The organism is Bartonella sp. B17, from assembly GCF_053795755.1.
In genome coordinates this window covers 368,923-395,483 of sequence record NZ_CP200032.1, presented here as the reverse complement: position 1 = coordinate 395,483, position 26,561 = coordinate 368,923, and the positions used below count along the sequence as shown (strand labels likewise).

General features: G+C 40.3%; 33 protein-coding genes and 1 pseudogene. 9 read left to right on the top strand and 25 right to left on the bottom strand.

The window, feature by feature from the left end; all coding sequences use genetic code 11:
- Positions 1 to 5: 5 nt before the first annotated feature.
- From V4B18_RS01800 to V4B18_RS01730, 15 genes and pseudogenes are all read right to left on the bottom strand, one after another.
- Positions 6 to 236: a hypothetical protein gene (locus tag V4B18_RS01800; protein ID WP_455476149.1), complete on the bottom strand. Its 231-nt coding sequence runs from the start codon at positions 234 to 236 to the stop codon at positions 6 to 8.
- The gene (locus V4B18_RS01795; RefSeq protein ID WP_455476148.1) at positions 202 to 540 is read right to left on the bottom strand and encodes a hypothetical protein; all 339 of its coding nucleotides are present in this window, start codon (positions 538 to 540) and stop codon (positions 202 to 204) included. The genes V4B18_RS01800 and V4B18_RS01795 overlap by 35 nt, the downstream gene beginning before the upstream one ends.
- The gene (locus tag V4B18_RS01790; RefSeq protein ID WP_455476147.1) at positions 533 to 820 is read right to left on the bottom strand and encodes a hypothetical protein; all 288 of its coding nucleotides are present in this window, start codon (positions 818 to 820) and stop codon (positions 533 to 535) included. Before V4B18_RS01790 ends, V4B18_RS01795 begins: the two co-directional genes overlap by 8 nt.
- Complete coding sequence (locus V4B18_RS01785; RefSeq protein WP_455476146.1) at positions 817 to 1,404, bottom strand: glycoside hydrolase family 19 protein; 588 nt, start codon at positions 1,402 to 1,404, stop codon at positions 817 to 819. The genes V4B18_RS01790 and V4B18_RS01785 overlap by 4 nt, the downstream gene beginning before the upstream one ends.
- Positions 1,405 to 1,498: 94 nt before the next feature.
- Positions 1,499 to 1,921, bottom strand: coding sequence for a helix-turn-helix domain-containing protein (locus V4B18_RS01780; RefSeq protein WP_455476145.1), 423 nt, complete (start codon positions 1,919 to 1,921; stop codon positions 1,499 to 1,501).
- Positions 1,922 to 1,939: 18 nt separating this feature from the next.
- The gene (locus tag V4B18_RS01775) at positions 1,940 to 2,545 is read right to left on the bottom strand and encodes a regulatory protein GemA (RefSeq protein WP_455476144.1); all 606 of its coding nucleotides are present in this window, start codon (positions 2,543 to 2,545) and stop codon (positions 1,940 to 1,942) included.
- Between the two features lie 12 nt (positions 2,546 to 2,557).
- Positions 2,558 to 3,181 (bottom strand): DUF3164 family protein, encoded by a 624-nt coding sequence (locus tag V4B18_RS01770; protein WP_455476502.1) that lies wholly within the window; start codon positions 3,179 to 3,181, stop codon positions 2,558 to 2,560.
- Complete coding sequence (locus tag V4B18_RS01765) at positions 3,174 to 3,443, bottom strand: hypothetical protein (protein ID WP_455476143.1); 270 nt, start codon at positions 3,441 to 3,443, stop codon at positions 3,174 to 3,176. The genes V4B18_RS01770 and V4B18_RS01765 overlap by 8 nt, the downstream gene beginning before the upstream one ends.
- The gene (locus tag V4B18_RS01760) at positions 3,440 to 3,712 is read right to left on the bottom strand and encodes a hypothetical protein (protein ID WP_455476142.1); all 273 of its coding nucleotides are present in this window, start codon (positions 3,710 to 3,712) and stop codon (positions 3,440 to 3,442) included. The genes V4B18_RS01765 and V4B18_RS01760 overlap by 4 nt, the downstream gene beginning before the upstream one ends.
- Positions 3,709 to 4,740, bottom strand: coding sequence for an AAA family ATPase (locus V4B18_RS01755; protein WP_455476141.1), 1,032 nt, complete (start codon positions 4,738 to 4,740; stop codon positions 3,709 to 3,711). The genes V4B18_RS01760 and V4B18_RS01755 overlap by 4 nt, the downstream gene beginning before the upstream one ends.
- A 139-nt stretch (positions 4,741 to 4,879) precedes the next feature.
- A pseudogene (locus tag V4B18_RS01750) lies at positions 4,880 to 6,860 on the bottom strand (transposase domain-containing protein).
- Complete coding sequence (locus tag V4B18_RS01745) at positions 6,857 to 7,315, bottom strand: hypothetical protein (RefSeq protein WP_455476140.1); 459 nt, start codon at positions 7,313 to 7,315, stop codon at positions 6,857 to 6,859. Before V4B18_RS01745 ends, V4B18_RS01750 begins: the two are co-directional and overlap by 4 nt.
- The gene (locus V4B18_RS01740) at positions 7,312 to 8,220 is read right to left on the bottom strand and encodes a ParB/RepB/Spo0J family partition protein (protein ID WP_455476139.1); all 909 of its coding nucleotides are present in this window, start codon (positions 8,218 to 8,220) and stop codon (positions 7,312 to 7,314) included. Before V4B18_RS01740 ends, V4B18_RS01745 begins: the two co-directional genes overlap by 4 nt.
- Positions 8,220 to 8,630: a hypothetical protein gene (locus tag V4B18_RS01735; protein ID WP_455476138.1), complete on the bottom strand. Its 411-nt coding sequence runs from the start codon at positions 8,628 to 8,630 to the stop codon at positions 8,220 to 8,222. The genes V4B18_RS01740 and V4B18_RS01735 overlap by 1 nt, the downstream gene beginning before the upstream one ends.
- A gap of 75 nt (positions 8,631 to 8,705) precedes the next feature.
- The gene (locus tag V4B18_RS01730; protein WP_455476137.1) at positions 8,706 to 8,999 is read right to left on the bottom strand and encodes a helix-turn-helix domain-containing protein; all 294 of its coding nucleotides are present in this window, start codon (positions 8,997 to 8,999) and stop codon (positions 8,706 to 8,708) included.
- A gap of 150 nt (positions 9,000 to 9,149) precedes the next feature.
- On the opposite strand from V4B18_RS01730, the gene V4B18_RS01725 reads away from it, so the two are divergent.
- Complete coding sequence (locus V4B18_RS01725) at positions 9,150 to 9,680, top strand: helix-turn-helix domain-containing protein (protein WP_455476136.1); 531 nt, start codon at positions 9,150 to 9,152, stop codon at positions 9,678 to 9,680.
- 516 nt (positions 9,681 to 10,196) lie between these two features.
- On the opposite strand, the gene thiD is transcribed toward V4B18_RS01725, so the two are convergent.
- Positions 10,197 to 11,060 (bottom strand): bifunctional hydroxymethylpyrimidine kinase/phosphomethylpyrimidine kinase, encoded by an 864-nt coding sequence (gene thiD / locus V4B18_RS01720; RefSeq protein WP_455476135.1) that lies wholly within the window; start codon positions 11,058 to 11,060, stop codon positions 10,197 to 10,199.
- Positions 11,061 to 11,179: 119 nt separating this feature from the next.
- On the opposite strand from thiD, the gene V4B18_RS01715 reads away from it, so the two are divergent.
- The 3 genes from V4B18_RS01715 (at position 11,180) to V4B18_RS01705 (ending at position 14,249) form a co-directional block, all read left to right on the top strand.
- Positions 11,180 to 11,962, top strand: coding sequence for a lysophospholipid acyltransferase family protein (locus V4B18_RS01715; protein ID WP_455476134.1), 783 nt, complete (start codon positions 11,180 to 11,182; stop codon positions 11,960 to 11,962).
- Positions 11,963 to 12,075: 113 nt separating this feature from the next.
- Complete coding sequence (locus tag V4B18_RS01710) at positions 12,076 to 13,182, top strand: D-alanyl-D-alanine carboxypeptidase family protein (protein WP_455476133.1); 1,107 nt, start codon at positions 12,076 to 12,078, stop codon at positions 13,180 to 13,182.
- The gene (locus V4B18_RS01705) at positions 13,182 to 14,249 is read left to right on the top strand and encodes a CobW family GTP-binding protein (RefSeq protein ID WP_455476132.1); all 1,068 of its coding nucleotides are present in this window, start codon (positions 13,182 to 13,184) and stop codon (positions 14,247 to 14,249) included. The genes V4B18_RS01710 and V4B18_RS01705 overlap by 1 nt, the downstream gene beginning before the upstream one ends.
- 165 nt (positions 14,250 to 14,414) lie before the next feature.
- Here V4B18_RS01705 and V4B18_RS01700 read toward each other — a convergent pair whose 3' ends face one another.
- The 3 genes from V4B18_RS01700 to V4B18_RS01690 form a co-directional block, all read right to left on the bottom strand.
- The gene (locus tag V4B18_RS01700) at positions 14,415 to 15,164 is read right to left on the bottom strand and encodes a L,D-transpeptidase family protein (RefSeq protein ID WP_455476131.1); all 750 of its coding nucleotides are present in this window, start codon (positions 15,162 to 15,164) and stop codon (positions 14,415 to 14,417) included.
- A gap of 37 nt (positions 15,165 to 15,201) precedes the next feature.
- Positions 15,202 to 16,158, bottom strand: a complete 957-nt coding sequence (locus V4B18_RS01695) for an acetyl-CoA carboxylase carboxyltransferase subunit alpha (RefSeq protein WP_455476130.1) — start codon at positions 16,156 to 16,158, stop codon at positions 15,202 to 15,204.
- Between the two features lie 76 nt (positions 16,159 to 16,234).
- On the bottom strand, positions 16,235 to 17,173 hold the full coding sequence (locus tag V4B18_RS01690) for a site-specific tyrosine recombinase XerD (protein WP_455476129.1): 939 nt from the start codon (positions 17,171 to 17,173) through the stop codon (positions 16,235 to 16,237).
- A 255-nt stretch (positions 17,174 to 17,428) separates the two neighbouring features.
- Here V4B18_RS01690 and V4B18_RS01685 point away from each other — a divergent pair, with 255 nt between their 5' ends.
- The 5 genes from V4B18_RS01685 to V4B18_RS01665 all read left to right on the top strand — a co-directional run bounded on the left by V4B18_RS01685 (position 17,429) and on the right by V4B18_RS01665 (position 20,383).
- Positions 17,429 to 18,061 (top strand): shikimate kinase, encoded by a 633-nt coding sequence (locus V4B18_RS01685; protein WP_455476128.1) that lies wholly within the window; start codon positions 17,429 to 17,431, stop codon positions 18,059 to 18,061.
- A complete protein-coding gene (gene aroB / locus V4B18_RS01680; RefSeq protein ID WP_455476127.1) occupies positions 18,036 to 19,169 on the top strand; it encodes a 3-dehydroquinate synthase in 1,134 nt (377 codons plus the stop codon). Before V4B18_RS01685 ends, aroB begins: the two co-directional genes overlap by 26 nt.
- A gap of 259 nt (positions 19,170 to 19,428) precedes the next feature.
- On the top strand, positions 19,429 to 19,587 hold the full coding sequence (locus tag V4B18_RS01675; protein WP_455476126.1) for a hypothetical protein: 159 nt from the start codon (positions 19,429 to 19,431) through the stop codon (positions 19,585 to 19,587).
- Positions 19,584 to 19,979: an MliC family protein gene (locus V4B18_RS01670; protein WP_455476125.1), complete on the top strand. Its 396-nt coding sequence runs from the start codon at positions 19,584 to 19,586 to the stop codon at positions 19,977 to 19,979. Before V4B18_RS01675 ends, V4B18_RS01670 begins: the two co-directional genes overlap by 4 nt.
- A 17-nt stretch (positions 19,980 to 19,996) precedes the next feature.
- Complete coding sequence (locus V4B18_RS01665) at positions 19,997 to 20,383, top strand: MliC family protein (protein ID WP_455476124.1); 387 nt, start codon at positions 19,997 to 19,999, stop codon at positions 20,381 to 20,383.
- Positions 20,384 to 20,399: 16 nt separating this feature from the next.
- On the opposite strand, the gene mnhG is transcribed toward V4B18_RS01665, so the two are convergent.
- The 6 genes from mnhG to V4B18_RS01635 are packed head-to-tail and all read right to left on the bottom strand — an operon-like array spanning position 20,400 to position 26,454.
- Complete coding sequence (gene mnhG / locus V4B18_RS01660; protein ID WP_455476123.1) at positions 20,400 to 20,813, bottom strand: monovalent cation/H(+) antiporter subunit G; 414 nt, start codon at positions 20,811 to 20,813, stop codon at positions 20,400 to 20,402.
- The gene (locus V4B18_RS01655; protein WP_455476122.1) at positions 20,810 to 21,091 is read right to left on the bottom strand and encodes a K+/H+ antiporter subunit F; all 282 of its coding nucleotides are present in this window, start codon (positions 21,089 to 21,091) and stop codon (positions 20,810 to 20,812) included. The genes mnhG and V4B18_RS01655 overlap by 4 nt, the downstream gene beginning before the upstream one ends.
- Positions 21,091 to 21,573, bottom strand: a complete 483-nt coding sequence (locus V4B18_RS01650; RefSeq protein ID WP_455476121.1) for a Na+/H+ antiporter subunit E — start codon at positions 21,571 to 21,573, stop codon at positions 21,091 to 21,093. The genes V4B18_RS01655 and V4B18_RS01650 overlap by 1 nt, the downstream gene beginning before the upstream one ends.
- Positions 21,570 to 23,192, bottom strand: coding sequence for a monovalent cation/H+ antiporter subunit D (locus V4B18_RS01645; protein ID WP_455476120.1), 1,623 nt, complete (start codon positions 23,190 to 23,192; stop codon positions 21,570 to 21,572). The genes V4B18_RS01650 and V4B18_RS01645 overlap by 4 nt, the downstream gene beginning before the upstream one ends.
- Entirely contained in the window at positions 23,192 to 23,533 is a 342-nt protein-coding gene (locus V4B18_RS01640; RefSeq protein ID WP_455476119.1) for a Na+/H+ antiporter subunit C, read from the bottom strand. The genes V4B18_RS01645 and V4B18_RS01640 overlap by 1 nt, the downstream gene beginning before the upstream one ends.
- A complete protein-coding gene (locus tag V4B18_RS01635) occupies positions 23,533 to 26,454 on the bottom strand; it encodes a monovalent cation/H+ antiporter subunit A (protein WP_455476118.1) in 2,922 nt (973 codons plus the stop codon). Before V4B18_RS01635 ends, V4B18_RS01640 begins: the two co-directional genes overlap by 1 nt.
- Between the last annotated feature and the right edge of the window lie 107 nt (positions 26,455 to 26,561).

The window sequence follows — 26,561 nt, the reverse complement described above, 5'->3', positions numbered from 1 at the left end:
CCTCTTTACCCCCTACCTCTTAAAACCGCTTTGACCACGGCATTTCGACGCTTTTCGCAGACCAATAAAGCGGCACGATCACGACTCCAATAACGCACCACTTCCTGTGCATTTAAATCACGCTCTGGCAATAAATGCGGGGGGAGACAAGCCACTTGAGCGGAAGGGGGAACTTCAACAGATAAATAGTGATAAGAAAGATTATTGACTAGCTTGGGTGTTGAGCAAGCGCACACGCTCAACCCCAATACCACAAGGAGTAATTGGCAATACCACATTTTCTTTCTCCATTTTTATAAGCTCTTGCTCCAAGGCTGAAATCGCCGTTTGTGCACGACGCTCAGCTGCTTGCGCTACTTGTCTTTGTCGATTTTGTTCAAGCTGTGCTTTTGCCGATGCCTTGGCAATTTCAAACTGCCAATACAGATCACGGGCTTTTTCTGCTTTTAAAATTTCACTTTTTATAAAAATAAATGCCGCTAAAACCGTAATCGTAACAAAAAGTATCTTAAACGATAATTTTAAAACTGGACTAGGCATTGCGCTTACCACTCCGTAGACCAACCGCTATCGTCCCCTGTTTTTGGCTCTTGCCTGTACCAGAACGCTTAGTGTTAAAAAAATCTAAAGAGCCAAAACCGCGATGCACACTTAAATTACCAACGATAATGGCCACCATCGAGGGAATAGCAATGGTTGCCATATCAACGATGTGCGGTACACCCCGCAAACTACCTGCAATCAATGAAAAAACAACAATCCAAGCAAACCAAAATGACCACCATAAGTAGTTTTTGGAACCGCGATAAGAGGGTCTCATACCTTCACCTCGCATCCAATTTTAAGCCCCAAAAGTTTTTTTGCTCGGTTTAAATAAGTTATTCGTTGAGCAAGATGATTTTTGCCACCATTAATCGCTTTGGTAATTCCCACAATATCATCTTTATCTGCCAACTTATTCAAGCGTTTGGTATGCCAAAACCAAATGGCAGACCAAAGAGCTGCAGGGAATTCTTCTACTGCTTCTGGGAAAGTTTCACAATCAAACGCTTGGGCATCCGCTAAACGCCAAAATTCTGTAAAACGGCGATAATTGTTCCGCCCTGTTAATTGAATAAGACCACGCCCCTTAAAGCGCACACCATCACCGGGTTTAATATTACCTAAATCCTTCCGCCCCTCATAAGCGCGTCCAGATGCATACTCGCATAAAGTCAAAAAGCCATCACTTTCATGGGCACATTGGCTTAAAAAATGCGCAGCGCGTAATGGTGTCGTTATATCAGCATAAGAAAAACCATCAGGCAGCGTTTGTGCCATTTCAGTAATAATATACTCTTGGTGCGCATGATGTGTAAATGCAGGCACAAGATTGTAGAGAAAAGAAACATCTATTGAAACCATAACAAACCATTGAATGAATTAAAATCCATTCTCAATTTATTGGTTTTCTCCCTAAGGATATAAGTCTGACATTGTCAGTAAAAGATCTTTACGTTCAATATTCCTGAAGCTCTGGAAATAATGACCCTTGTGGATCTAAAGCTTGTGAACTTGAAGAAAGCATTTTTTTCCTTAAGCGATGAGCCGTGCGCACGTGCATGCCAGAAACAGCAGCAGCGTCATCTACAGACCAACCTTTTTGGAGCGCTTTCAGCATTTTTTGTCGCCGTAATACATTTTTACAAAGGGGAATAAGAAGGCGCATACCTGCACCATTACAACAAAAATGATTGATTAATTGGACAGCTTCCTCAAATCCAACAATTTCAATCAACCATTCAGCATTTTCAATACGACCAGGAATATAAACTTGTCTTCCACCAAAAGCCCGCACCATATTCCACGCCGCCTCGATGCCAGCGACATTGGTTATTTCACGTATAATAAGGGGCAAATGGTAATAAGACTTACCCTGCATAAATGGTTATTCCTTGTTTTAACTTCTTTTGCGTATCTCCCTACCCCAAGCATTCATTACTTTCATGAAATCGTAGGAATCCATCATTGCAAGGGATTTATGGCTAAGGGCTATAATTGCTTGATGAAAGGTCTCCAAATCAAATACAGCATCAGGGTTTATGCGTTTCCATTGTGCACACAAAATGAGATATCTTGGCATTTTTTGCCATGAATTTTGTGTGCTTTTTTGTGTCCAGTCAACTCCACCTTCACGGCTCAACCAACTTTTTAACGCCTCAATAGCTCTCATTGCATCATCTGCATTTTGCAAAAAACGAATATGATCAATTCCTGTTTGCCTTTTCACAAAAGCAATCAAAGCCTTGTCTGAACGATCACGGATTATGCCAAGGTTCCATCCAGCAATCCATAACGCCTGAAGCTTTTTGGCATATCTACCCTCTAACAACCTGACCTTGGGCTGAAAGCCATGTGCTTTCATTTCATTGACAACTAAGCGATAATCTGAAGGGCTCAAATCTTTTGCTGATTGCTTCCCCGTCAGGCGAAATAACATCGCCCGATAGGTCGCATCATCCAAACCTAAAGCCCGTTTTCCCATATGAAGAACCGCGAAAGACATTGCACAATTTCCTCACGTCCTTGCCATATCAATGGTTATAGGGCGCCAAGGACTTTCCAATGTGTCGCGCTCATAAAAACGTACATATTCTTTGCTTGTGGTAACACGGATGGCTTCACGGATAGCACGCATGGCTTCCTGCCATCGTGGATCACCAATATCCAAACGTAACAGCATAAAAACTTCACTCCGATTCACTTTACCTTCTTTATCAGTATTAAAAGCACGAGTGATAATAGCCCGAATTTCAGGACGCGCATCAGCTGCCCATTCATTTAAACATTCATCAAGAAGATTTTTGGCAATTTGCAACTGCGGACCAAAATCAACAGTTTCCTGCACTTGTACTCTAATGCGTTGTAAACCATCAAAACTCGTGTAAGTACAATTGCCCTTTTTGCCACGTCGTTGAACGCCGTACTCTTGCGCAAGAAGGTTATCAAAATCACTTAAATCTGTAATTGTATGGCTATTAAAACGAGCAATTTGTGCCGACAAATCTTTAGCAAAAGTCATAATTTTTCGCACCGTTTCATCTTCCAACAAATCCGCAGGACGGATCATATCGACTGGCACCAAAGCTCCTTTTGCATCTTTCATATAATGCGTACCTTCAAGTTCAATCTGTTTATTCATCATAAGTTTTTTCCTTGTTTTCCTGAAAACGGCGAAAAGGCAAAACAGTGCTTGATAGGCTTGTATATCCAGCTTTTAGTTGCCAACGACACCGCAAAAGTTCATGACCTAAAACGCGATTATGTCTCACCAATCGACGCAAATATTCATTTAATTCTTGTATATCTTTCACGCTCAGAAAAAGACCTTTTGTTTCATGTTTGCGCAAAGCAGAACGCAAAGCCGTCAAGCAATCTCCAACCATATAAGGATCATTTTTCATTCTTTACGTCCTCCAAAATCCATATAAATCACTGTATCAATCTCGTCCGTTTTGGAATGGGGAACTTTACAACGAGGTAAAGCTTTTGTGACTTCCCGTTCTAAAACCGCATCGGCCTCACTTAAACGGTAAATACTCAGTTCCAACTCAAGCGATAAAACCAAATCTACGCACAACTTAAGCTGCTCTCCAATATCAAAGCCGCGCTTATAATCGTCATAAAGACCAGCAAGTGTATCGGATAATTCTTTATTGCTTATGGGGGTCATGCCAATTCCTCCACATCGCGGTTTTTCCATGCAGCTTTGACATGTTTAAGCATCACATCACTCCCATCACCAAGGGCTGCCATACGTGCCAACATCATGGTTTTGTCAATCTGACGAAAAGCTCCAGCCTTTAAGCCAATCCCTGTGAGAAACTTTATGGCTGCTGTATCTTCAATTCCCCAATCACAAATACGTGCTGCAATATCTTCACTATAGGGCTTACGGCGTTTAAGATGCATTGCTAAACGGCTTTTAATTTGTGCATAAGATGGGCCATTTTGACGATGGACTAAACGCCCTGAAATTTCATCATTTCCAACTAAAGCCAAACCAGTGCCATTAATATCAACAAAATGACGCAGCTGATTAATCGCTTCATCGGTTAAATTTTGCGCTTCATCAACAATCAGTAATGTACCGCCTCCCACACGCTCTAATTTTTTGCCAATGGCACGTGTTAAGCGCGTTGGATTATATTCTATTACATCCAATTCCGCTGCCATATCGTTCAAAATACCATGAACACTGCGTGTATGTGGACTTGCTGTTACCAAATAAACATGGGGACGGGTGGCACGATAATAGCGGCAAGTTTCCGTCTTACCATTGCCTGCATCAAGTGTAATCATCACCATATCACCCGTGCTTTGAGCAAGCGTTAAAGTGTCGATAATTTCATTGGCAATACGGTTTTTCTTAAACGCTGGCTTTTCAGGAATCAGTTCCAAAAGCCCTGCCGTCTCTTTTAAAGCATCCACCCATTGTTGAACCTTCGCATTTTGCTTGCCCAATTGTCCTGCATAATTGCCAGAATACCATTGCGAAAATGTACCATCAGGCATACCAATGCGCCGCGCTACTTCCGCTTTTGACCAATCATTCGTAAGAGCCAATGCTTGAACCGCATCAACAAGCTCATTCCATAGTGCAATATCGTCACTATTACGATTCTGAGCTGATTCACTAGGCTGATTTTTGGGTCGCGCCCAAGATGTTTTTTCAACTGTTGCATTTTTTGCGTACGTCATCTATAATCCCCTCTATTGATTTTAGACGTTGAAAGGGCAGGGCTGCAAACCTGTCCCTTTTTTCTTGTTTTTCTGGTTACTCTCCAGCCGTACGCAATACTCATCGGCTCTCTCTAAAATCCCCTGCTCTTCTCCTTTCCTATCGTCTGGGAAACTTGATTACTTCCGGCTTCTCGCTTTGCGATGAAAGCCGCCTTAAAGCTTGATGTAAGTGATGGCTAAATTCTTCTGTCTCTAAAGCCTCATCATTCACTTTAACCGCTAAATTGCCCACATTGCTTTGAACCAATCGGCTAACCTTTGGCTTTATTTTAGGCACAACCTTTAAATCATCGTCCTTTCGTTCAACCTGACGATAAACATCTGCAAGCTGATCGGGAGCAAGTTTAGCAGCCAGCTGTTTTTCTGCTTTAACAGCCTTCACATACTCTTTGCGCAAGCGTCCATTTAAACGGGCTGCCTGCTGATCGTAAAAACCAACATCAGAAAGACAAGACGCAATACAAATTAAACGGTTCTTCAGGTCATAAACCCGCAAATCCTGATGCAAATTATCTGGATCAAAACGGACAATCACTTTTTGACCCGCATGCTGATTAAGTGCCTGCGACCAATAACGATTGCCATAAAAATGAATCTCCCCCGTCCCTTTTTGCGTGCGAAGTGCCTCTGATGTCAAAAGCCATAAAGCCCGTTGTGCTTCTGTCGCTTGACGTATAATCGTGCCATCGGCCTGTAAACTTTCTTCAAATGTGACATCAAAACTCCGCCCCGCACAATTGACCGCTTTGCGCCCCTTTTGCGCATTATGCCTTACAATTTGTGTTTCAACATGCCCTTTGAATTCCTCAAACCCTATCGCACGCCGCCCATAATCCTCAGGCTTAGCATCAGGTTTATTTCCCGTATAAGCACCCGCACAGAAAGGATGTTTGGAAATAGCTTCAGCTAAATCACGCCACGCTCGCTCAATTGGCTTGGATTGCCCGCTATAAGGCGTTGTCCATTGCAGTTGAACACCCAATGTTGTCAAAAGACCTTGCGGATCATCTGGTTTAATTTTAAAGCGAAAACGGTTTTGCACACCCCCCCGAAATCCATTTGCTGGTAAAGGCGCGACCATTATCCAAGGTCATACGCTCTGGTATTCCATAAGCAGAAACCATATCACCAATAACCAAACGAACAATTTCCCAAGTCTCAGCATCTGACAAACGCCACGATAAAATCTTACCCGAATAAAGATCTTGAATGGCTATCAAATAAAGTCGAACAGCTTTTTCTGCCCAAGGAACTTGAACAAAAACATCTAATTTATGCCCATCCATATTCACTGCTTGCAGAGCATGAAGGCTCGAGCGATCACGTCGTTGGGCAGGATACAGTTTCTTTGCCTTTTCTTCACCATCACGCGCTAATGTCACAACCGCTTTTGAAATTTCTTTGTTAAAACGACGCCGTAAAGCCCGCTCAGAAGGAATGGGCACCCAACCTTTTTCTTGTGCAACCGCAACCATCCGCCGATAACAGACCGAAAAAGCCGGCTTAGAAGAACGTAAATAATCCGAACATAAAACCTCCCAAGCTGCCTCATGACAGACTGCAAACTGTGAAGAATTATCCTCACCGCAAGTGGGTGCTAATGCTGCCAACCAATCACTGCGACCATAACCTTCTATCCTCTCACGCCAATTAAAAAGTGACCTGCGGCTTATGCCAAATTTGACCCCAGTGCTGGTTGCCGCATCATGCACACCTACACCAGCTGTGATTAAATCATCCATAAAACAAAGCGCCTTCAAACGCTCTTCACAGCGGCTTTTATGTGCCTTCGAAAGTCCCTCATAGCGCACCCAAATGTCTTCTTTTTGCGCATTTTGTTCCGTTGTTGAAGAAACGCTCATCTCACCTTGCTGGATCAACAATGCCACTCGAGCTCTCTCAGGCAATAAAGAGATGTGGTATTCCCAAACCGGCTTGGTTTTGCTCCCTACTTTCCTTGAAAAAGCTGAATTCTTTCGCCAGTATGTACGGCCATGATTTTCAAGACTTTTATATGTAGATGGCAACTCTGGCAGGGCTAATGCAGCCAATTCTGCAATGCTAAACCATTCCTTCATAACTGCCCCCGCTTAATCTTCACAGGCGTAGCACGCATGGCTTTTAACTGCGCGGCAATCTCCCGTTGCTCTTGCTGGAGCCTCGCAATCTCTGCTAACCGGGCTTCATCACCTTGCAATAATAACAAACCATCTTCACTCACAACCTCATCCCACAGCCAAAACGCTCCCGTAGCGCGAACAAAAGCCTTAAAGCGTGGTAAAGAAATATCCACCTGCTTACTTTCAGCAACATAAGCATCCAAACTCGCCTTGCTTAAACAGCCAATCCCCAAATAATGGGCCATGCGCTCAGCAATCACACTCCGTTCAAACGGGCATTCACGCAAAGCTTTAGCCATCGCACGTTTCATGCGTGAGCGAAATCGCTCTAAATCAATCTGGGCAACCGGCTCGCGACAAGGAAAAACCGGCTTTTGAAAAAAATCAAGCTGTTGCGGATTGGGCGCTTTCATGCGTGCACCTCTACCGACTGCCCATCAAGATAATCACAAAAACGTGCACGTGTCTGAGCATCCGCTCTTTGCCAAATGCCTAATAATTGCGTAAAAATCCGTTCCTGCTCATTGATGTGAGGCGGCGTATTAATGCCATTGACCAAATCAAAAGCCCGCCGTAAATCACCCTCAACCTGTTGTAAAGCAACCGCCACTTTCCGTTGGGCTGAAGGTTCCATCTTCGCCAACTTTAGCAATTGTGCTTGATTATCTGCCAACGTCGTACCACGCAAAATAGACCGCAATTCTGGCTGTAAATGCAGGGCAATGCGGTTAAGCCGTTTTACAACATCTTGAGAGAAACCAATGCGATCCGCCACATGTTTAGCAAAAGATAAAGTTCTCCTCTTGCCATCTTCCCCCTCTATTTGAGCAATAGGTGCAAGTTGCACTAATTGCTCTAAATCTGCACCATCCTTTGGCAAAGGGGCAACTTGCCCCTTTGCCACTTTGTCCTTTGTATATTGATTACCGTGGTCACCGCCACGTTGAATCTCTCCATACTTCTTTTCCCATAATTCACGGTAAGTCTGGACAAACAATGCACGGTCTATCACCGATAACTCATTGCGAAAAAGATTCTCCGCAACCTCTAAGAGTGCAGCATTCTCTTTATCAGCCTGCACCACAATGGCGTCAATTTGATCGTAATCTAAAATCTTAGCAGCGCGTAAGCGATGCGCACCAGCAATAAGGGTATAATTGCCCCCTTTAGCGTTGGGGGTGTGACGGACAGTAATCGGATTCATCAGCCCCTCTCGCGCCATCGATTGCGCAATGGCCTTGGCATGCTCATCATCCACAGGGCGAATACGATCTGGCACAACAATAAGATCAAGATTAAGGGTTTGAAACTGTGCCATTACGCTGCCGCCTTTCTGATCTCTTGTAAAAACAAATCCTTCACGCGCTTTGCCCATTTGTGATAAGCTTTAGCAAAAACAGGCTCTGCTAAACGGCGATTAATGACTTGGAGAGATAAAGAAATAGAGGTCCGTTGCCGCTCTTGTAGTGCCACAATACGCCGCCGTGGCACCCCAAACTGATAATGGAAAAGATGAATGGCAATCTGCCGTGCTAACATTGCATCAAACAAATGATGTGGCGGGTCAATAATATAGCGTACAGGTAAATGGCGAAAACTGCTTTGCACAACCTTATAACAGCAAGCAAGCATCGTTTCTAATCGCTCAACTTCTGAGTAAGGGTTGAGGATCTTATCTTTTGCAGAACACCAATTTTTCTTATCTATTTTGTATTGATCTTTAGACATTGATAAACCTTTTTGTCTTATGGTATCTAAAGGTTATAGGAAATGCGTTTGAACCACACATCCTTGTAACCAATTTTAAGCAGCGTTATTACGCAATGTGGAATGGGCTATGGAATCTGTGTTGGAATGTTTTGCTGCTTTGAAAATGCGATTGCGACTTTTGGGGTAGCGGTCGGCAAAAATTTGCTCAACGGGCAAGCCGATAAAATCGGCAATAGCACGTTCAGCTTTCTCATTAGACCGTTTCCAAATGTGTTGGACACTGGAAGACGGTATTTTGTAAGCTTTTGCGAGTTCCGCTAAGGTCATATTCCGACGGCGTAGCTCGGCTAAAATACTATGGCGATCCCATACTTGGGTGATGGTCATAACTTTCGCTCCTGCTTAAACGGATGCTGCAACATCCGTCTTTTGTGGGTTTATCTGTAGAATAGCTGCCCTTAATATCGGGCGGTAATTAGAGACATAAATCAATATAATGATTTAGTCAATAAATATATTGATTTTGAGGTAATTTTTTTGGCACGTCCAGAAGCAGAACCAAAAACTGAATTAGCGAAACGCTTTCGTGAAGTGCGACGCGTCCTTGGATTCGCAGAACGCAAACAATTTGCGAATCATCTTGGTATAACCGCTGGATCTATAGGAACTTATGAAACAGGTATAAGCGAACCTACAGCCTCTGCTCTATCTAAATATAAAGAAATATGCGGTGTTTCATTAGATTGGCTCGTTACGGGTGAAGGTGAGATGTTTATGGACATGACAAAGGCACAAGCAGCCGGTTTTAAAGCTCCTATCCTTCCTTCTGGCCTTATGAAAAAGCTTGCTCGCATAGCCTATACGACCTATCGTGATGCAAAAATAAAACTCCCCCCTGAAGATATAGCGGAAATCGCGGCGGAACTTTATGGAAAACTGCAAGAGCTCGTTCAAAACATCAATGATATGGAAGAAGTTGAGCTTATTTTGCCACTTTTAAAACTGCACTTAAAACGGCAAATTGAAACTCAAAAAGCACATCTAGAAACTACACAAAATACGGCTTAATGTCACTCTAAAATGAAAAATGAAAGTGGAAATCTTTTTACATTAAAAAATTCATATAATATATTGATAAATAACATTTTATGCTCTTATTTTTGAGATTTCCACGCATATATGGAAATCTTTTTTGCTTTTTTCGTCATTTTTGACCAATTTTAAAGCTAACTTCATACGTTGTCTGATTTTTTTCAAAGGTCTTTCAAAGGCGGTTTTCTGGACTTTCAAAGACTTTTTTAAAATCTTCAAAGGATTTTCAAAGACTTTTCAAAGCCTCATTCTCTTTTTGCTGAAAAAGTGCAATTTTTGTGATTTTTCGCTCTTTTTGGCAATTTTAGGTGTCAAAATCCATTTTGACAAAACGCGCATTTAATGGTAAAAATTGTACATAAAAACAACAAATTACCACGTATTCCTAACTAATCCCACCTCTTCCCACTTAGTGCAAAACATACTGTCAAACTACATTAGTGCAATTTCACTCTTTAAAAAACAAACTTTCTCTTTGAAGATTTGTCTTTTCTATTTCTCATTCCATAACTCACAAAAATGATGGACTGGACCACGCCCCTTTCCGACTTGCAAAATGCTTGAAGCCGCTAAAGTCCTGTTAAGATAGTTTTTTGCTTTTTTTACCGCACAAACCAAAGGCTCTGTCGGCAAAAGCGCTGCAATTGCAGCTGAAATGGTGCAACCTGTACCATGATCATTAGTGGTTGCAAAACGGGAAGATTCAAATGTCACAACTCCCTCACAATCACAATAAATGTCAGGACTGGAATAGTCATAATTAACCCCTTTTGCGCGAGAAAGAGTGTTTAAATGCCCACCCTTTAATAAAACTGCACCACAACCAAGTGCCAAAAGCTGTGGACCATATTTATACATAGCATTTAATGACCATTGCACTTCACATTCCAATAACATAGCCGCTTCAGGCAAATTAGGCGTAATCAGCGTTGACATAGGAACAAGAACATCACGAATGACTTCAATCGCATCAGGCTTTAAAAGGACATCTCCACTTTTTGCTACCACAACTGGGTCAAAAACAATAAAACGCGTTTTATGATACGCTAAACGCTCTGCAATAATCTGAGCAATTTGAGCATTTGCTATCATACCAATTTTAACTGCATCAACATGAATATCTTCAAAAACCGAATCAATTTGATCGGCAACAAAAGATGCATCTAATGCGTGAAAAGCCCGTACCCCTTGTGTATTTTGCGCAACAACAGCAGTAACCACACTCATACCATAGGTTTTCATTGCTGAAAAAGTCTTTAAATCTGCCGGCATTCCAGCCCCACCTGAAGGATCAGTCCCTGCAATAGATAAAATCCGTGGAATAAAAAATTTGTCTTTGCAAACTTGTGATGCCATCAGTCTCTTGCCCTTTAGGATTTTAAAATATTTGAAAATGTGTAAATAAGGTATGTTTTTCTTGTAAATTGCATTATACACAAACCTCTCTTGCAAATACAAAACGGAACCATATTACAGTGCTTATTTTGCGTTCTCTTCTTTTTACATTCGCTTTTTATACAACAACCTTCGTACAAATGATTCTTTATGCACCTTTCTATTTTCTTATGCCACGCAAAAAAGCATGGATTGTTCCTAAAACGTGGGCACGTGTTACATTATTTTTACAAAAATATATTGCTGGTACTAATTATGAAATTGAAGGCATAGAAAATTTACCAAGTGGAGCTTACATCATTGCTCCAAAACACCAATCTGCATGGGAAACATTTAGTCTTGTACCTTACTTTGATGATCCTGTTCTCATTTTAAAACGTGAATTAACATGGATCCCCCTTTTTGGCTGGTATATGGCAAAAACACAAATCATTCCGATTAATAGAACAACTCCCATTAAAGCCCTTAAAACCATAGTACAAGAAGCAAAACAAAAAGTAAAACAAGGACGCCAAATTTTAATCTTTCCAGAAGGAACACGTCGACTTCCTGGCCAAGAACCAGATTATAAACCAGGAATTATCGCCCTCTATAATGAACTGAAACTTCCCGTTGTTCCCATTGCCCACAATGCTGGTCTATATTGGCCGCGCAATAATTTTCGTCGTTACCCAGGAACAATTCGTGTTCGTATTCTTCCTCCCATCGAAGCTGGTTTGAATAAACATGATTTCCTAAACAAACTCATACAAAAGACGGAAACAGCTTGCGATGACTTGCTCATGCTAGCGGCACAAGATTCCACTTCTCCCCCTATGCCTCCCTCTGCAATAGAAAGATTACAAACTCTCGGTTATCATTGAAAATGAATGCGTATATCATTAATCTCCATTCTCTCACCATATGGACTAAAAGTTATTGTGTGATACATTAAAGCAATTCTAAATTACTCATAAAAAATAATTGGATCTTCTTGATGCGGCACCTTTTCCATAATCTGTTTTTCTCTTTTATTTTGAGTTTGATAAGCAGCCTCGCTCTGTCTCATCCTTTTATTTCTGTCGATGTTGCAACTGGACGCATCTTAGAACATAACCAAGCTTTTGAACGTTGGTACCCTGCCTCCTTAACAAAATTAATGACCGCTTATGTTATTTTTCGCGCCATGAGCACAGGAGAAATTTTACCTGACAAGCACGTTATTATCAGCGAATATGCGGTCAAAGCCCCCCATTACCGTTCAGGCTATAAAGCGGGTTCCATCCTCACACTTGATACAGCATTGAGTATCACTCTAGTTAAATCCACAAATGATTTAGCCATTGCCATGAGTGAAGCAGTTGCTGGTTCGCAAGAAGCATTTGTAAAAAGAATGAATGACGAAGCACAACGCCTAGGCATGTTTGGAACGCATTTTGCTAATGCAAGCGGACTTCCCAATCCTCATAATTACTCTACAGCACGCGATATCGCTCTTTTAGCAGTCCAAATTCGTCGAGAATTTCCTCAATATGCCCATTATTTTTCTATTCCAGCCATTGATTTTGGTGATGAACGAAAAATCCATCCCAATTCAAACAACCTCATTGGTCGTTTTGATGGAATAGATGGCATGAAAACAGGCTTTATTTGTGCCTCTGGTTTCAACCTTGCTGCCTCAGCAACCCGTAATGGACGCACGATTGTTGCTGTCATTTTAGGGGCAAATAATATGAGCGAAAGAGAAAAAAAAGCTGCAGAACTTCTTGAAACAGGCTTTTCAAACCAAGGATCATTACAATTAACATTGGCAACACTAGAACCTTACGGCACGAAAATAGCACAAGCAACTGACATGAGACAACAAACATGCAACTCTGAAGCCGTAAGAATACATGTAGATTCTTATGACAATAAAGGAAATATTATCCTCACCTCACCTTTAATCACAGCTTCACCTGCTCCTGCTCTCCCTTTACAAGTACGACTCATTAGCCAACCACCAGCGCATAAAATCAAAGTAAAACCGCTGAAAAAACCCAACATTCCGCATAAACAACAAGCAAACCATTCTATGATAAAGGCCGCAGGCCACAGCCAATAATGAATATAAAAACAACACGCATTCCCATCACTCTTATTACTGGTTTTTTAGGCTCTGGCAAAACAACATTGCTTAACCGTATGTTGCAAGATCCTCTTTTGACTGATAGCGCTATCATCATCAATGAATTTGGTAAAATAAGTGTTGACCACCTTCTTGTTGAAAAAACAACAGAAGGAATCATCGAACTCGCCAATGGTTGCTTATGCTGTAACTTGCGTAGTGATCTCATCGATACATTGGTAGATTTGATGAATCGCACGCATAAAGGACACCTCAAACAACTCAATCGTATTGTTATTGAAACAACAGGGTTAGCCGATCCAGCTCCAATTTTACAAGCTCTTTTGAGCCACCCTTTCTTAAGTCAATCCTTATCCATCGATGCTGTCATTGCAACATTTGATACATTAAGCAAACTTTCCATATTGGAAAAATACCCTGAAATACAAAAACAGCTGGCATTCGCTGATAAAATTATCCTCACCAAAACAGACCTCATTGATTCAAAAATGGTTTCAGATACGTTTATCAGCGCACTCAAAGCGATTAATCCTACAGCACAAATCATCGACGTCCATTCTGATCATTGCTGTTCAAATGCATTAATAAATAAAACTCTATGGAGTGAAAAAGGAGAAAATACAGAACTCAAACAATGGCTCACAATCACTCCACATACGTATAATCACCACAGAAGCATTCATGCCTTTTCACTCGACTGTTATGATCTCCTTGATTTCGCTACCTTAGAAGCTTTTTTAGATACCCTAAAAAATCTCTATGGTACAAAATTATTACGTATCAAAGCAATTATCGCGCTGCGTGATGCCCCACATCGCCCACTTGTATTGCACGGCGTACAGACATTTTTTCATCCACCAATAAAACTTGCAGCATGGCCAAAAGGAATCACACAAACCCGTTTTGTCATCATTGCCGATGGAGTTAGAAAAGAAGAAATACAAAAGCTCTTTGATGCTTTTTTAAACAAACCAGCAATAGACACCGCAGATAAAGCTGCCATATTAAATAACCCGTTATCCATCCCAGGGATGAAATTTTAATTTTTCCTCCAAGCTTAAATACGTAATTTTAACGAAACTTATATAGTGAAATCCTAGATATGCTCTACCCTGTGTCCCATCACCCAAGCATTAACACTTTATTTATGGAAGAACATCGCATTCTGAAATAGACAAAAATATTTGCATTTTACAGTAAAATTATACTCATCGTGTTACAGAAGCTGAAATTTGATTTGTATCATGATTGAAAACATAATTTCTTTCAAAAACAACAATTTTGGGAGGCTTACGATTTTTTTCAAAGAAATCATAACCTTCTTTAAGCATGACCCAAAATTGATAGTGCGGGCTGTTACGATGGCGTTCCATATTATCAACGGTCATCCGAAAAGGAAAAGCCTGCAACTGAAATTCTCTCTGACCACCTCTAAAAGCATCCCGTGCAAAAGCATAAATCTGTGCCATATTTTTATCACTCATGGAATAACAACCTGCAGAAAAACAAGAACCATGAACCATAATATAGCTTCCTGTACGACCATTCGCCTGATCATAAAGGTTAGGAAAACCTATATCAAAGGAAAGATAATACTTTGAATAAGGATTCATTTGGCTTGCGTTAACGGTATAAAAACCCTCTGGTGTTTGAAAATCCCCTTCCTGATATTTAGGTCCAAGCTCACCTGACCATTTACAAATACCGTAGCTAGCTATAAGCACAAAGGTTCCTTGACGGTTTTGCTTCCAAATTTCCGCCATATTTTCTTCCTTAAAAAAACGCATCATAATCGGTGCATATTTATCAACATCATACAGAACCATTTTATTTTGAATTTTTTTTGGTAGCGGCTGCTCAGCTTTAGTCTGAACAGAAGAGGGCAATTTCATCCCACACGCAGTCAGCGATCCAATTGCAAACAAAGTACATGCTGCAAAAAACCTGCTTAATATCATTGAAAAAACTCCAATCTATATGCCTACAAAAAGCGTATTATGCTAAGGATCGACCAATCTGAAGGTATTTTTCCCAACGTTCTTGTTTAATAACTTCACCATCTTTTCCAGACATAGATTTTAGAGCCGCTGAAATAATATTACCGGCTGCATCAATCACAGCCTCTTTCCCTCGATGCGCACCTCCCAAAGGCTCTGGAATAATTCCATCAATAACCTTTAATTTATACAGATCTTGTGCAGTAATGTGCATATTCATTGCAGCATCCTTCGCGCGGGCTGCGTCATGCCATAAAATAGAAGCTGCTCCTTCCGGTGAAATAACAGAATAAATTGCATGCTCTAACATATAAACTTTATTGGCTGCAGCAATTGCTATTGCCCCTCCTGAACCACCTTCTCCAATAATGATCGAAACAACGGGAACTTTTAAGCGTAAAGTTGCTGCGGTTGATTGCGCAATTGCCTCTGCTTGCCCACGTTCTTCAGCACTTACACCAGGATAAGCACCTGCTGTATCAACAAAAGTCAGTAATGGCAGACCAAAACGATCAGCCATTTCCATGATGCGTGCAGCTTTGCGATACCCTTCTGGACGTGCAGAGCCAAAATTATAGCGTAAACGTGTTTGCATATCATAGCCTTTTTCTTGACCTATATATGCAACTGCTTCACCTTTAAATCTTGCAAAGCCTGCTTGAATAGCTTCATCTTCAGCAAATTTCCGATCACCTGCTAAAGGTGTGACATCACTTAATAATCGCGCAGAATAATCCATAAAATGGGGGCGATCAGGATGACGAGCTACCTGTGTTTTTTGCCATGGTGATAATTTTTTATAAATATCGCGCAACGCCGTCTGAGAACGCATTTCAAGACGTGCAATCTCTTCGCTCATATCAAGACTATTTTCTTCCTGAGAAATCTTTTTTAGTTCAAGAATCTGTCCATCAAGATCAGCAACCGGCTTTTCAAAATCAAGATAATTATGCATTGTACCCAACTTATTTGGTGTGTCTTATAGATTTATTAATTCACTTTATAAAATATTTTTCAAAACATCCTCTCTTTTACTCAGCCTTTTTCTCATCGACAAGTGGATGATGCTCATTGACTAAACGATAAAGTCCTTTTTCCAATATATGTGTGTAAATTTGAGTAGTAGAAATATCAGAATGACCTAATAAATGTTGAACCGCACGCAAATCAGCACCATTTTGCAAAAGATGGCTAGCAAAAGCGTGGCGCAACACATGGGGAGAAAAACAATCAGCCTTTATTCCACCTCTTTTAGCAAGGCTTTTTAATTCCTGTGCAACAACTTGGCGCGCAACATATCCTGTTTTAGAGTGAGCAGGAAAAAGATAAAAACTTGTCGCATCGTTTCCCTGATCACGTAATATTAACCACTTGGACAAGACTTCTTGTGCTTTTTTTGATAAGAGCACCATTCGCTCTTTTTTGCCCTTACCGCGAACCAAAATACAATATTCTTCTTTTCGAACAGCCTGCACTGGAAGACTTACCAACTCACTAATGCGCAGTCCTGTTGCATAAAGCATCTCAATGAATACTTGACGACGCAATGCACGAAAATAATTCTTAGACCCATAATCTGCTTGATTAACTTCAAATTGCGCAAAATCAAGCAATTTTATTACCGCATCCTCACTTATGATTTTCGGCAAAGAGCGCCCTCGATGAAATGTCTCAATATCATTGGAGGGATCATCTTCTCTCAATCCTTCCGAATAAAGAAATTGGTAAAACTGACGCAATGTCGATAAACGACGTGCTTGCGAAGACGCAGCAAAACCAAGAGTATGCATAAGTGATAAAAGACCAATGAGATCTTCTTTTTGCGCAGAAAAGAGCGAAACTGAATGCGAATAAAGCGCATCTTGCGCCCACTGCAAATCATGTTGATAAGCTGCAAGCGTATGAGCAGAAGCTCCTCGTTCAGCACTCATCATTTCAAGAAAACGGTCTATCACAAGGTCACTTTTCATTGATTTCCGCTTAAAGAAAGACTCTGTGAATCGAGGGGAACACTAATATACATATCTGCTGTTCTCGGCTCAACAAAAACTACAAGAAGTACCATTATACTGAAAAGAACAGCAAACAAAATGAAAAGAATCATCAAAAATCTGGTTAATGTTGGCATAAGGCAATAAACTCTACAAAAAATACCCTACTTTTATCATACCTTATAAAGATTAACAGGAATTGACTTTAAGCAAATTAAATGCCGAAATAAACACATGCAAAGTAATCAACCTCAACATATCCCGATGGCTGAAATAAAAAAACAGCTCCTATCATCCCTTGATAAACGAGCACTTGTCTTTGTAGGCCTTATGGGAGCAGGCAAATCAACAATCGGAAAACACGTCGCGACTATGCTCAATTTACCTTTTTACGATTCTGATAGAGAAATTGAAAAAGCAGCACAAATGACAATCACTGAACTTTTTCGAAATTATGGAGAACCAGAATTTCGCGCTCTTGAGCAACGTGTTATCCTAAACGTCATAAAAAAGAGTCCTCTTGTTTTAGCAACAGGCGGCGGTGCCTACATAAATGAAGACATTCGGAAAGTCATTCACGAAAATGCTATATCCATATGGCTTAAAACAGATCTTAATATTCTCATGCAACGTGTTTCGCAAAACTCAACACGACCACTGCTGCAAACAGAAAACCCTAAAGAAACTATGCAAAAACTCATGGAACAACGATACCCTATTTATGCAAAAGCAAACTTAACTATTAACAGTCATAAAAGAAATTGTCATGCCGTAGTACAAAATGTCATAAAGTCTGTGCAGCACTATTTATGCACAGAAATCAACGATAGGAATAGCAAGCATGCAAGCTCAAACCGTCACTGTTAAATTGGATAAGCACTGTTACGATATCATCATTGGCCCAGATTTGATTACACGAGCTGCTTCACAGATTAAGCGCTCTCTTAATAAACAAAATCTTGATCAAACGCGCTTAGCCATTATTACAGATACAAATGTTTCTTCTCTCCATTTAGAGAAATTTCAAGCAGAATTAACAAAAAATAAAATACATGTTGTTCCAATCGTTGTGGCAGCAGGAGAACAATCAAAATCATTTTCAACCCTGCAAACAGTAATCGATAAAATTCTTGCTGCGCGTCTAGAAAGAGGTGACTGCATTATTGCTTTTGGTGGCGGTGTCATTGGTGATCTGGGAGGGTTTGCCGCAAGCATCATACGCCGAGGTATGAACTTCATTCAGGTGCCCACAACGCTTCTTGCGCAAATTGACTCCTCTGTTGGCGGAAAAACTGGAATCAATAGTCAATATGGTAAAAATCTTATTGGTACTTTTTACCAACCGCAATGCGTTATTGCTGACACTTGTATTCTTGATACACTGCCATTACGCGAATTTCGCGCTGGATATGCAGAAATTGTCAAATACGGTCTCATTAACCAGCCTGATTTTTTTGAATGGCTTGAAAAAAATGGGAAAAAAATTTTTTCTAATGGCACAATACGAACAGAAGCCATTGTTCGCTCATGCCAATTTAAAGCCGACATTGTAGCACGTGATGAATATGAAACAGGAGAACGTGCATTATTAAATCTCGGACACACATTTGGACATATGCTTGAAACAGCAACCGCCTATGACTCAAGCCGCTTAATCCACGGTGAAGCTGTTGCAATTGGAATGATTTTAGCCCACCAATTCTCTGCTCAATTAAATTTAATAGATCCCACACTTACACAACGCATCGAAGCACACTTAAAAACCATAGGGCTGCCCACGCAGCTAAAAGATATCCCTAGCCAATTACCGAACGCTGAAACGCTGATGACTTTTATTGCCCAAGATAAAAAAGTCTCACAAGACAGTTTAACCTTCATTTTAACACGCGGACTTGGTCAATCATTTATTGCAAAAAATGTTTCAGCAGATGCAATTTTTAATTTTTTAAAACAAAAACTAGCTAAAATTGGTTAATTCATATTGAATATAATTGATTCGTTTTTACACTTATATTAAAGGAGTAAACGTGATTATGTCTGCGTAGCTCAGTAGGATAGAGCACAGGATTCCTGAAAAATTGGGCACCTTAAGGAGAAATTCTCAAAGTGAATCTGTTCAAATTCGGGGAAAGCTTCATGGGAAACTATATGCCAATCCCGAGCCAAGCCTCTTGTTAGACGGGAGGAAGGTGTAGAGACTGAACGGACAGCACCTAAAAAGCACAAGCTTCAAGGTGAAGAGACAGTCCAGACCACAAACAGCTTATAAAGCTGGCGGTGAAAATCGAAGTGGTATGAATCCTGGGGTCGCAGGTTCGAATCCTGCCGTAGACACCATCGCATTAATGAATTATTTTTCTGCATCACTCTTTAACAATAAGGAAGCACTATGAAAAAACCTCCTCTCGTTTTAGGATTTTTTACCGCTTTAAGCTTATCGCTCTTTGGCATAACCAACGCCTTCGCGAACTCTTTGACTCTTGAAGTACCAGATAATCCAGAACCAACAACAGAAGTTTTTTCCTATCAATGCGATATTGGAACAGGTACAGAGCGCATTGAAGCAACGTATCTTGATGCTGATAGTATTTCGTTAGTTGACTTCAAATGGAAAAATGATCGCGTCATTGCCTCCAAGGTCATAACTGCGAAGGGAACAAAATACGCAGGATCTCATTATATCTTGTGGAAGACCCTACACGACGTTACACTTTACGACCTTATTGATGATCCAGAAGAAAAAAAGCCTATCCTCTGTAAGGAAGAGTCGACGTTGTTATTCTAGATAATTAAGGAAATGTCATGAAAAAAACTTCTTTTATTTTACGGTTTTTTACCGCTTCAAGTCTATCACTCTTTGGCTCAATGAGTGCCTTTGCTGGCTCTTTAGTTATTGAAGTACCAGATGAACCAACAAAAGAAACTGTTGCCTATCAGTGCAATACTGGAACAGGTACAGAGCGCATTGAAGCAACGTATCTTAATGCTGATAATATTTCGTTAGTTGACTTCAAATGGAAAGATGATCGCATTGTTGGTACCAATGTCATTGCCGCTTCTGGAACAAAATATGCAGGAGCCCAATATGTTTGGTGGGTCAGTAAAAATGAAGCTACATTTTACGACCTTATTAATGATCCAGAAGAAAAAAAGCCTATCCTTTGTGTAGAAGAAAAAGAACAAAAATAAAATAAACTCTTACACATTAAAGATCGCACTGGTTCTCATTGCATGAAGTTTCTTCCGGTATGGATCGTTTTTCTTCCCTTTTATGTGATAAAAGAACCAGTGGCTTTTCTTCTAATTGACCTTCTAAATGATGTCGACAGGCTGTCGCTTGTGATAGTAACATAGAGGCTATAGGTGCTGCTACAAACAAAAAAATCATCAATAAGATTTCATGAAAAACAAAACAATCATCCACAAAGGTTGAATAAAGAAACGAAGAAATAAGGATGCACCCAGCACCCCAACTTGTACCTATAGAAGGCATATGCAAACGCTCATAAAAATTTGAAAAACGCACTAATCCTATCATTGCGATCAGTGTAAGACCCGACCCCAATATTAAGAAAACAGTAATAGCAATCGCAACAACAAGCGATATATCACCCTTCATTCAATAATTTCCCCACGCATTAAAAATTTCGCCAAAGCAACGCTTGAAACAGGACCAAGAAGTCCAATAATGAGAGCCGCTACAAAGTAAATAGTTGTTCCTGAACGGATATCAAATGTAAGAAACAAAAGAATAGTGATTATATAAAGAGCGTCCAAAGCAACAATTCGATCTTGCGCCCGTGGACCACGAATCAACCGAAAGAGTGCAAGAATCATCGCTAAACTTAAAAAAGTTTGTGCAAAGAAAAGTCCCCAATAAAGAATCACCATACTCATTAGAAAATCTCCAAAAGTAATTGTTCATACCGTTGTTTAATCAACTTTTTGTAATCACATCCATCTTTCAAATTTAATACATGAAGCAAAAGTTCACCATTTTTGCTATTATAGGCAATCCAAACTGTCCCTGGAGTTGCCGAAAGGATACACGCTAAAACAGCCAAGGCGGTGTGGCTCTCTAGCAAAAGTGGTACTACAATAAAACCAGACAGCTTCTCTTGAGATCTTTTTGTTAAAACAAACCAAGCCACCGAAATATTTGAGGTAATAGAATCTATAAATACTCGCATGATGAGACGAAAAACCGCACTCCAATTTTTAATAATGACCTTTTCCTGCTCAAGAAGTCGCATCATCCAGCCACCACACAAAGCAACCACACTTCCTAAAAGCAATTGTCCTAAGCTAAAACCATTTAAGATCAGCCACATAAAAACAATTGCACCGCTAAAAAAAGGGTGAGGGCAAAAATAACTCATCGATTCATTTCCGTACTCTTGAGAGAAAAATCTGTTAAAACGCTCCCAATATAATTCTGAGGATTATGTAAAATTTTAGCAGTTTCAAACATGTAATGGCTAACGGGAGCAGCTATAATTGTCGTGAGAAAGCACAAAACAAGGAGAACAGCAATAGGTGCAAATTCTATTACTTGAACACGTGGAACCTTAACTTCAAGAGAAACCCAAAAAGTTCGAATACCAATTCTTGTCATGGCAATCAAAGCTGCAAGACCAGCCATGGTAACAACAATCAAAAAAAGCCAGTCATGTAAAATCAATATAGAGACAGAAACATTCTCTTTACTGTGGTTTAAAATTGCCATGAACATCATAAATTTAGCAACAAAACCAGAAAAAGGAGGAAGTCCAATAATTAAAATACCACACACACCAAAGCAAGCTCCTAAAATCGCCAAGGTTACTGGCAAGTAGGTTCCAACTTCATCTTCTTCCTCCTCTTCATCGTCACCGTATACTTCCATTGTAACAGCCAAAACGTTAGCAGCCACATCTTGGCTGCGTTCAACTAGCTCCACTAAAAGGAAAAAGGCTCCAAGTGCTAAAGTTGAGGAAACAATATAAAAGAGAGCACCTGCTGTTAGTGCTGTATTGCTAATCCCAACCGCCATCAATAATATACCAGAAGAGACAAGAACGCTATAAGCGACTAAACGTATTAAAATTTGGCTAGCCAATACACCGACAAAACCAAAAATCATAGTAGCAAGTCCCCCATAAAACAAAATCATATGACCAAAATAGCTGAAATGTCCTCCTTCAGGACCAAACCATAGCAACGTTAAACGTAAAATAATATAAATACCTACCTTGCTTAAAATTGCAAAAGAAGCTCCAACAGGCGCTGCTGCCGCACTGTAAGTTGGCATCAACCACAAATTAAGTGGCCACATACCTGCTTTAAGCAAAAAAGTGATACCTAAAAGTGCAGCACCAATTTCGAATAGAATAATATCCTGAGCGGCTATCTGTTTTATTTTAACAGCCAAATCGGCCATATTAAGAGTACCAACGATTCCATAAATAAGTGCCATGCCAATTAAAAAAAGCAACGAAGCAACAAGATTAACCACGACATAATGTAATCCTGCACGCACGCGCAACTGACCAGAACCATGCAGAGCAAGCCCATAAGAAGCCGTTAGCATAATTTCAAAAAATACAAATAAATTAAATAAATCACCCGTTAAAAAAGCACCATTTATTCCCACCATAAAAAATTGCATTAATGACTGAAAGTGAGAACCAGCTTTACACCAATGTGCATGCGCAAAAACCAACGCAGCCATGATTAACAAGCTGGAAAGTAAAAGCATCATAGCGCTTAAACGATCAAGAACTAAAACAATCCCAAAGGGAGCTGGCCAATTTCCAAGACGATAAACATCCGCAGTTGGTGCAACTTCAAGAGTACGCATAACCAATAAAGCGGCAATAGCAACTGACAATCCCGTAGAAAAAATGCTTATCAATGATTTAAGCTTTGAACGGCGTTCATCACAAAACAGAAGGATCGTTCCAGTACCTAACGGCAAAAGAATAGGCAAAATCAAGAAATGATACACGCCAACTTCCATCACTGCACCTCACGCCCATCAACGTGATCTGAACCTGTTAAACCGCGTGAAACTAAAAGAATAACCAGAAATAAAGCTGTCGTTGCGAAATTAATCACAATCGCTGTCAAAACTAAAGATTGAGGAAGAGGATCAACGTAATTAGCAATATTGATCACTGTGGAAGGATCAACAATGGGTGCAGTATTGCTGCGTGGTCTGCTCATAGAGAATATAAAAAGATTGACACCGTAAGAAATCAAAGACAAACCAAGAATAACCTGAAAAGTTCGTGGGCGCAAAAGAAGCCAAATGCCCGATCCAATAAGAACACCAATACCAAGCGAGAGAATAATTTCCATTAATCCTCCTTCTCTTTTGCACTAGGTTTCTTACCAATTCGATAACTACGGATTGATTGATGCGCCAGTGCGATTAAAATGAGAACAGTTGCTCCAAAAACCAAAGAAAACACACCAAAATCAAACAAAAATGCAGATGCTATGGGAACCTTTCCAATCAACGGCAGTTGAATATATTGAAAAAAAGAGGTTAAAAAAGGATACTTACAAAACCAAGAACCCATCCCTGTTATTAACGATAATAATAAGCCACAGCCTATCCAACGCAAAGGTAGAACTCGCAAATGACTTTCCACCCATCGAATATCGCGCGCAAGATACTGCAAAATAAATCCTATAGCCAAAGTCACACCACCAGCAAATCCACCCCCTGGAAGATCATGCCCTCGCATAAATAAATAAACAGCAAAAGCGATAATAACTGGAAAAAGCCAACGCATAATAGTAGAAGGAACAGTTAAATAATCCGACACTCTATCTTCTCTATCCTTATCAGGCTGTAACATATCAAAAACCACTGATAGTCGTTTCTGAAGAGGCGCATCAATACTTTCAGGAGCAGGGCGAAACCGTCGTAAAAGAGCAAAAACAGTGAGTGAAACTACACCCAAAACTACAATTTCTCCCAGTGTATCAAAACTACGAAAATCAACCAAAAGTACATTCACAACATTTTGACCACCAGCATCAGAATAAGCATGTGTCAGAAAAAAATCAGAAATTGTTGTACCTTGAGGACGTGTCATTACTGCAAAGGATAGCCATGCTATGCTCCCTCCCCCAATAAGGGCTATGAAAAAATCACGCATACGACGCAAACACACGAAAAGTGTTACAGATCTTGGAGAAGTGTCATGCAGACGTTTAGGCAACCACCGCAAACCAAGAAGCAATAAAACTGCTGTTACAATTTCAACAACCAACTGTGTTATTGCTAAATCAGGCGCAGAAAGCCATAAAAAGGTTGCGCAAGTCATCAAACCAGCACCCCCCAACAACATTAATGATATAAAGCGGTGAAACTTTGCTTTGCAAGCAACTGAAAGCGCGCATAATCCGCCAACTAACCACAACATAAAAAAAGGAATATCAAGCGGAAAAAACTGTGAGACGCCAGCCGAAACTAAACCATCGCGCCAAAGTAAAAAACCAACGAATGCAAAACAAACAAAAAAAATCCAGTGCAATTGTGTTTGCAAACGACGTGTTGATAAAAAAGATTCCACTGCGCGTGCCCATTTCCAAGAAATAATCACGAGCACTTGTTCAAAAATACGCGTTTTTTTCAAATGACGAAAAAAAGGTGCTCCATCATCACAAGATAAAAAATAACGATGCGCAACAACATAAAGTAATACGCCTCCTAATAAAGCAGTCAAACTCATCATTAATGGCGTATTAAACCCATGCCAAACAGCCAAACTATAAGAAAATGTTATTGATCCTAAAACAGACATGGCTGCATTATCTAAAATAGGCCCTATTGTTAAACTGGGAAAAATACCAACAGCTAAACAAATAAACACCAAAAGTTCCATTGGAAAACGCATAAAATGCGGAGGCTCATGTGGGATTTTAGGCAAATCAACAGGTTTAGGCCCTAAAAAAACACCATGAATAAAACGTACAGAATAGGTTACACTAAACAAGCTAGCCAACGTTGCCACATAAGGCGCAATCCAATCCAGCCATGATTCCATATGCGTTTCAACCGCTTCAGCAAAAAACATCTCTTTTGACAAAAAACCATTCAGCAAAGGGACACCAGCCATCGCTGCACTGGCTACTAAAGCCAGCGTCCCCGTAATCGGCATAAAACGAAAAAGTCCCGTCAGCTTACGCATATCACGTGTTCCTGTTTCATGATCAATAATACCAGCTGCCATAAACAAAGAAGCTTTAAAAGTCGCATGATTGGCCATATGAAAAATTGCCGCAACACATGCAAGTTGGCTATCAAGACTCAAAAGAGTCGTAATCAATCCAAGATGACTAATGGTTGAGTAAGCAAGCAGCCCTTTCAAGTCTTGCTGAAACATGGAAAAATAAGCACCAAGAAGGAGTGTGGACAATCCTGAAAAACCAACCAGCCAAAACCAAAATTCTGTTCCAGATAAAACTGGCCATAAGCGAACAAGCAAGAATAATCCTGCTTTTACCATTGTTGCCGAATGTAAATAAGCCGATACAGGCGTTGGAGCAGCCATCGCATTGGGCAGCCAAAAATGAAACGGGAACTGCGCGCTCTTTGTTAATCCCCCCAACAAAATACAGATAAGAACAGGCTTATAAAGAGAACTTGACCGGATCAGATCCCCAGACTGCAATACCTTATCTAAATCAAAACTGCCAACAATATGGCCAATCAATAAAACCCCTATAAAAAGAGCAAAACCGCCAAAGCCCGTAATCGTCAAAGCCATACGCGCGCCCTCACGCGCACTCGCATTATGATACCAATAACCTATTAATAAAAAAGAAAAAATGCTGGTTAATTCCCAGAAAATAACCAAAAAAATAAGATTACCTGATAAGACGACTCCTGTCATTGATCCCATAAAGGCAAGAAAAAAAGAAAAGAACCGTGGTATAGAATCTGCTGGATCCATGTAGTAACGCGCATAAACGACAACAAGCAGCCCAATCCCTGTAATTAGAAGACAAAAAAGCCACGATAAACCATCTATGCGGAGAATCAAATTACTTCCCCACTCAGGAAGCCAAAAAAGATCCAAACGCACCACACGGTTTCCGCGAACCGCTGGATAAAGCATTATTGTAAAAAGAAGACCTATAAGTGCAATAATTCCAGAAAACCACGCTTCATGATTTTTTGCAGTCGAACGAAAAAAACTAACAACAACACTCCCACCAAAGGGAAGCAAAACCAGCAATATTAACGTTGCTTCCCATGTTGCCATTCTTTAAACTCCACCCTGCTCTTAACATTTTGTCATAAACAAAATGAAAATTTTTATTACCATCATTCCTCTTATGCTGCACTAACTGCAAATTTCACACTCATTAT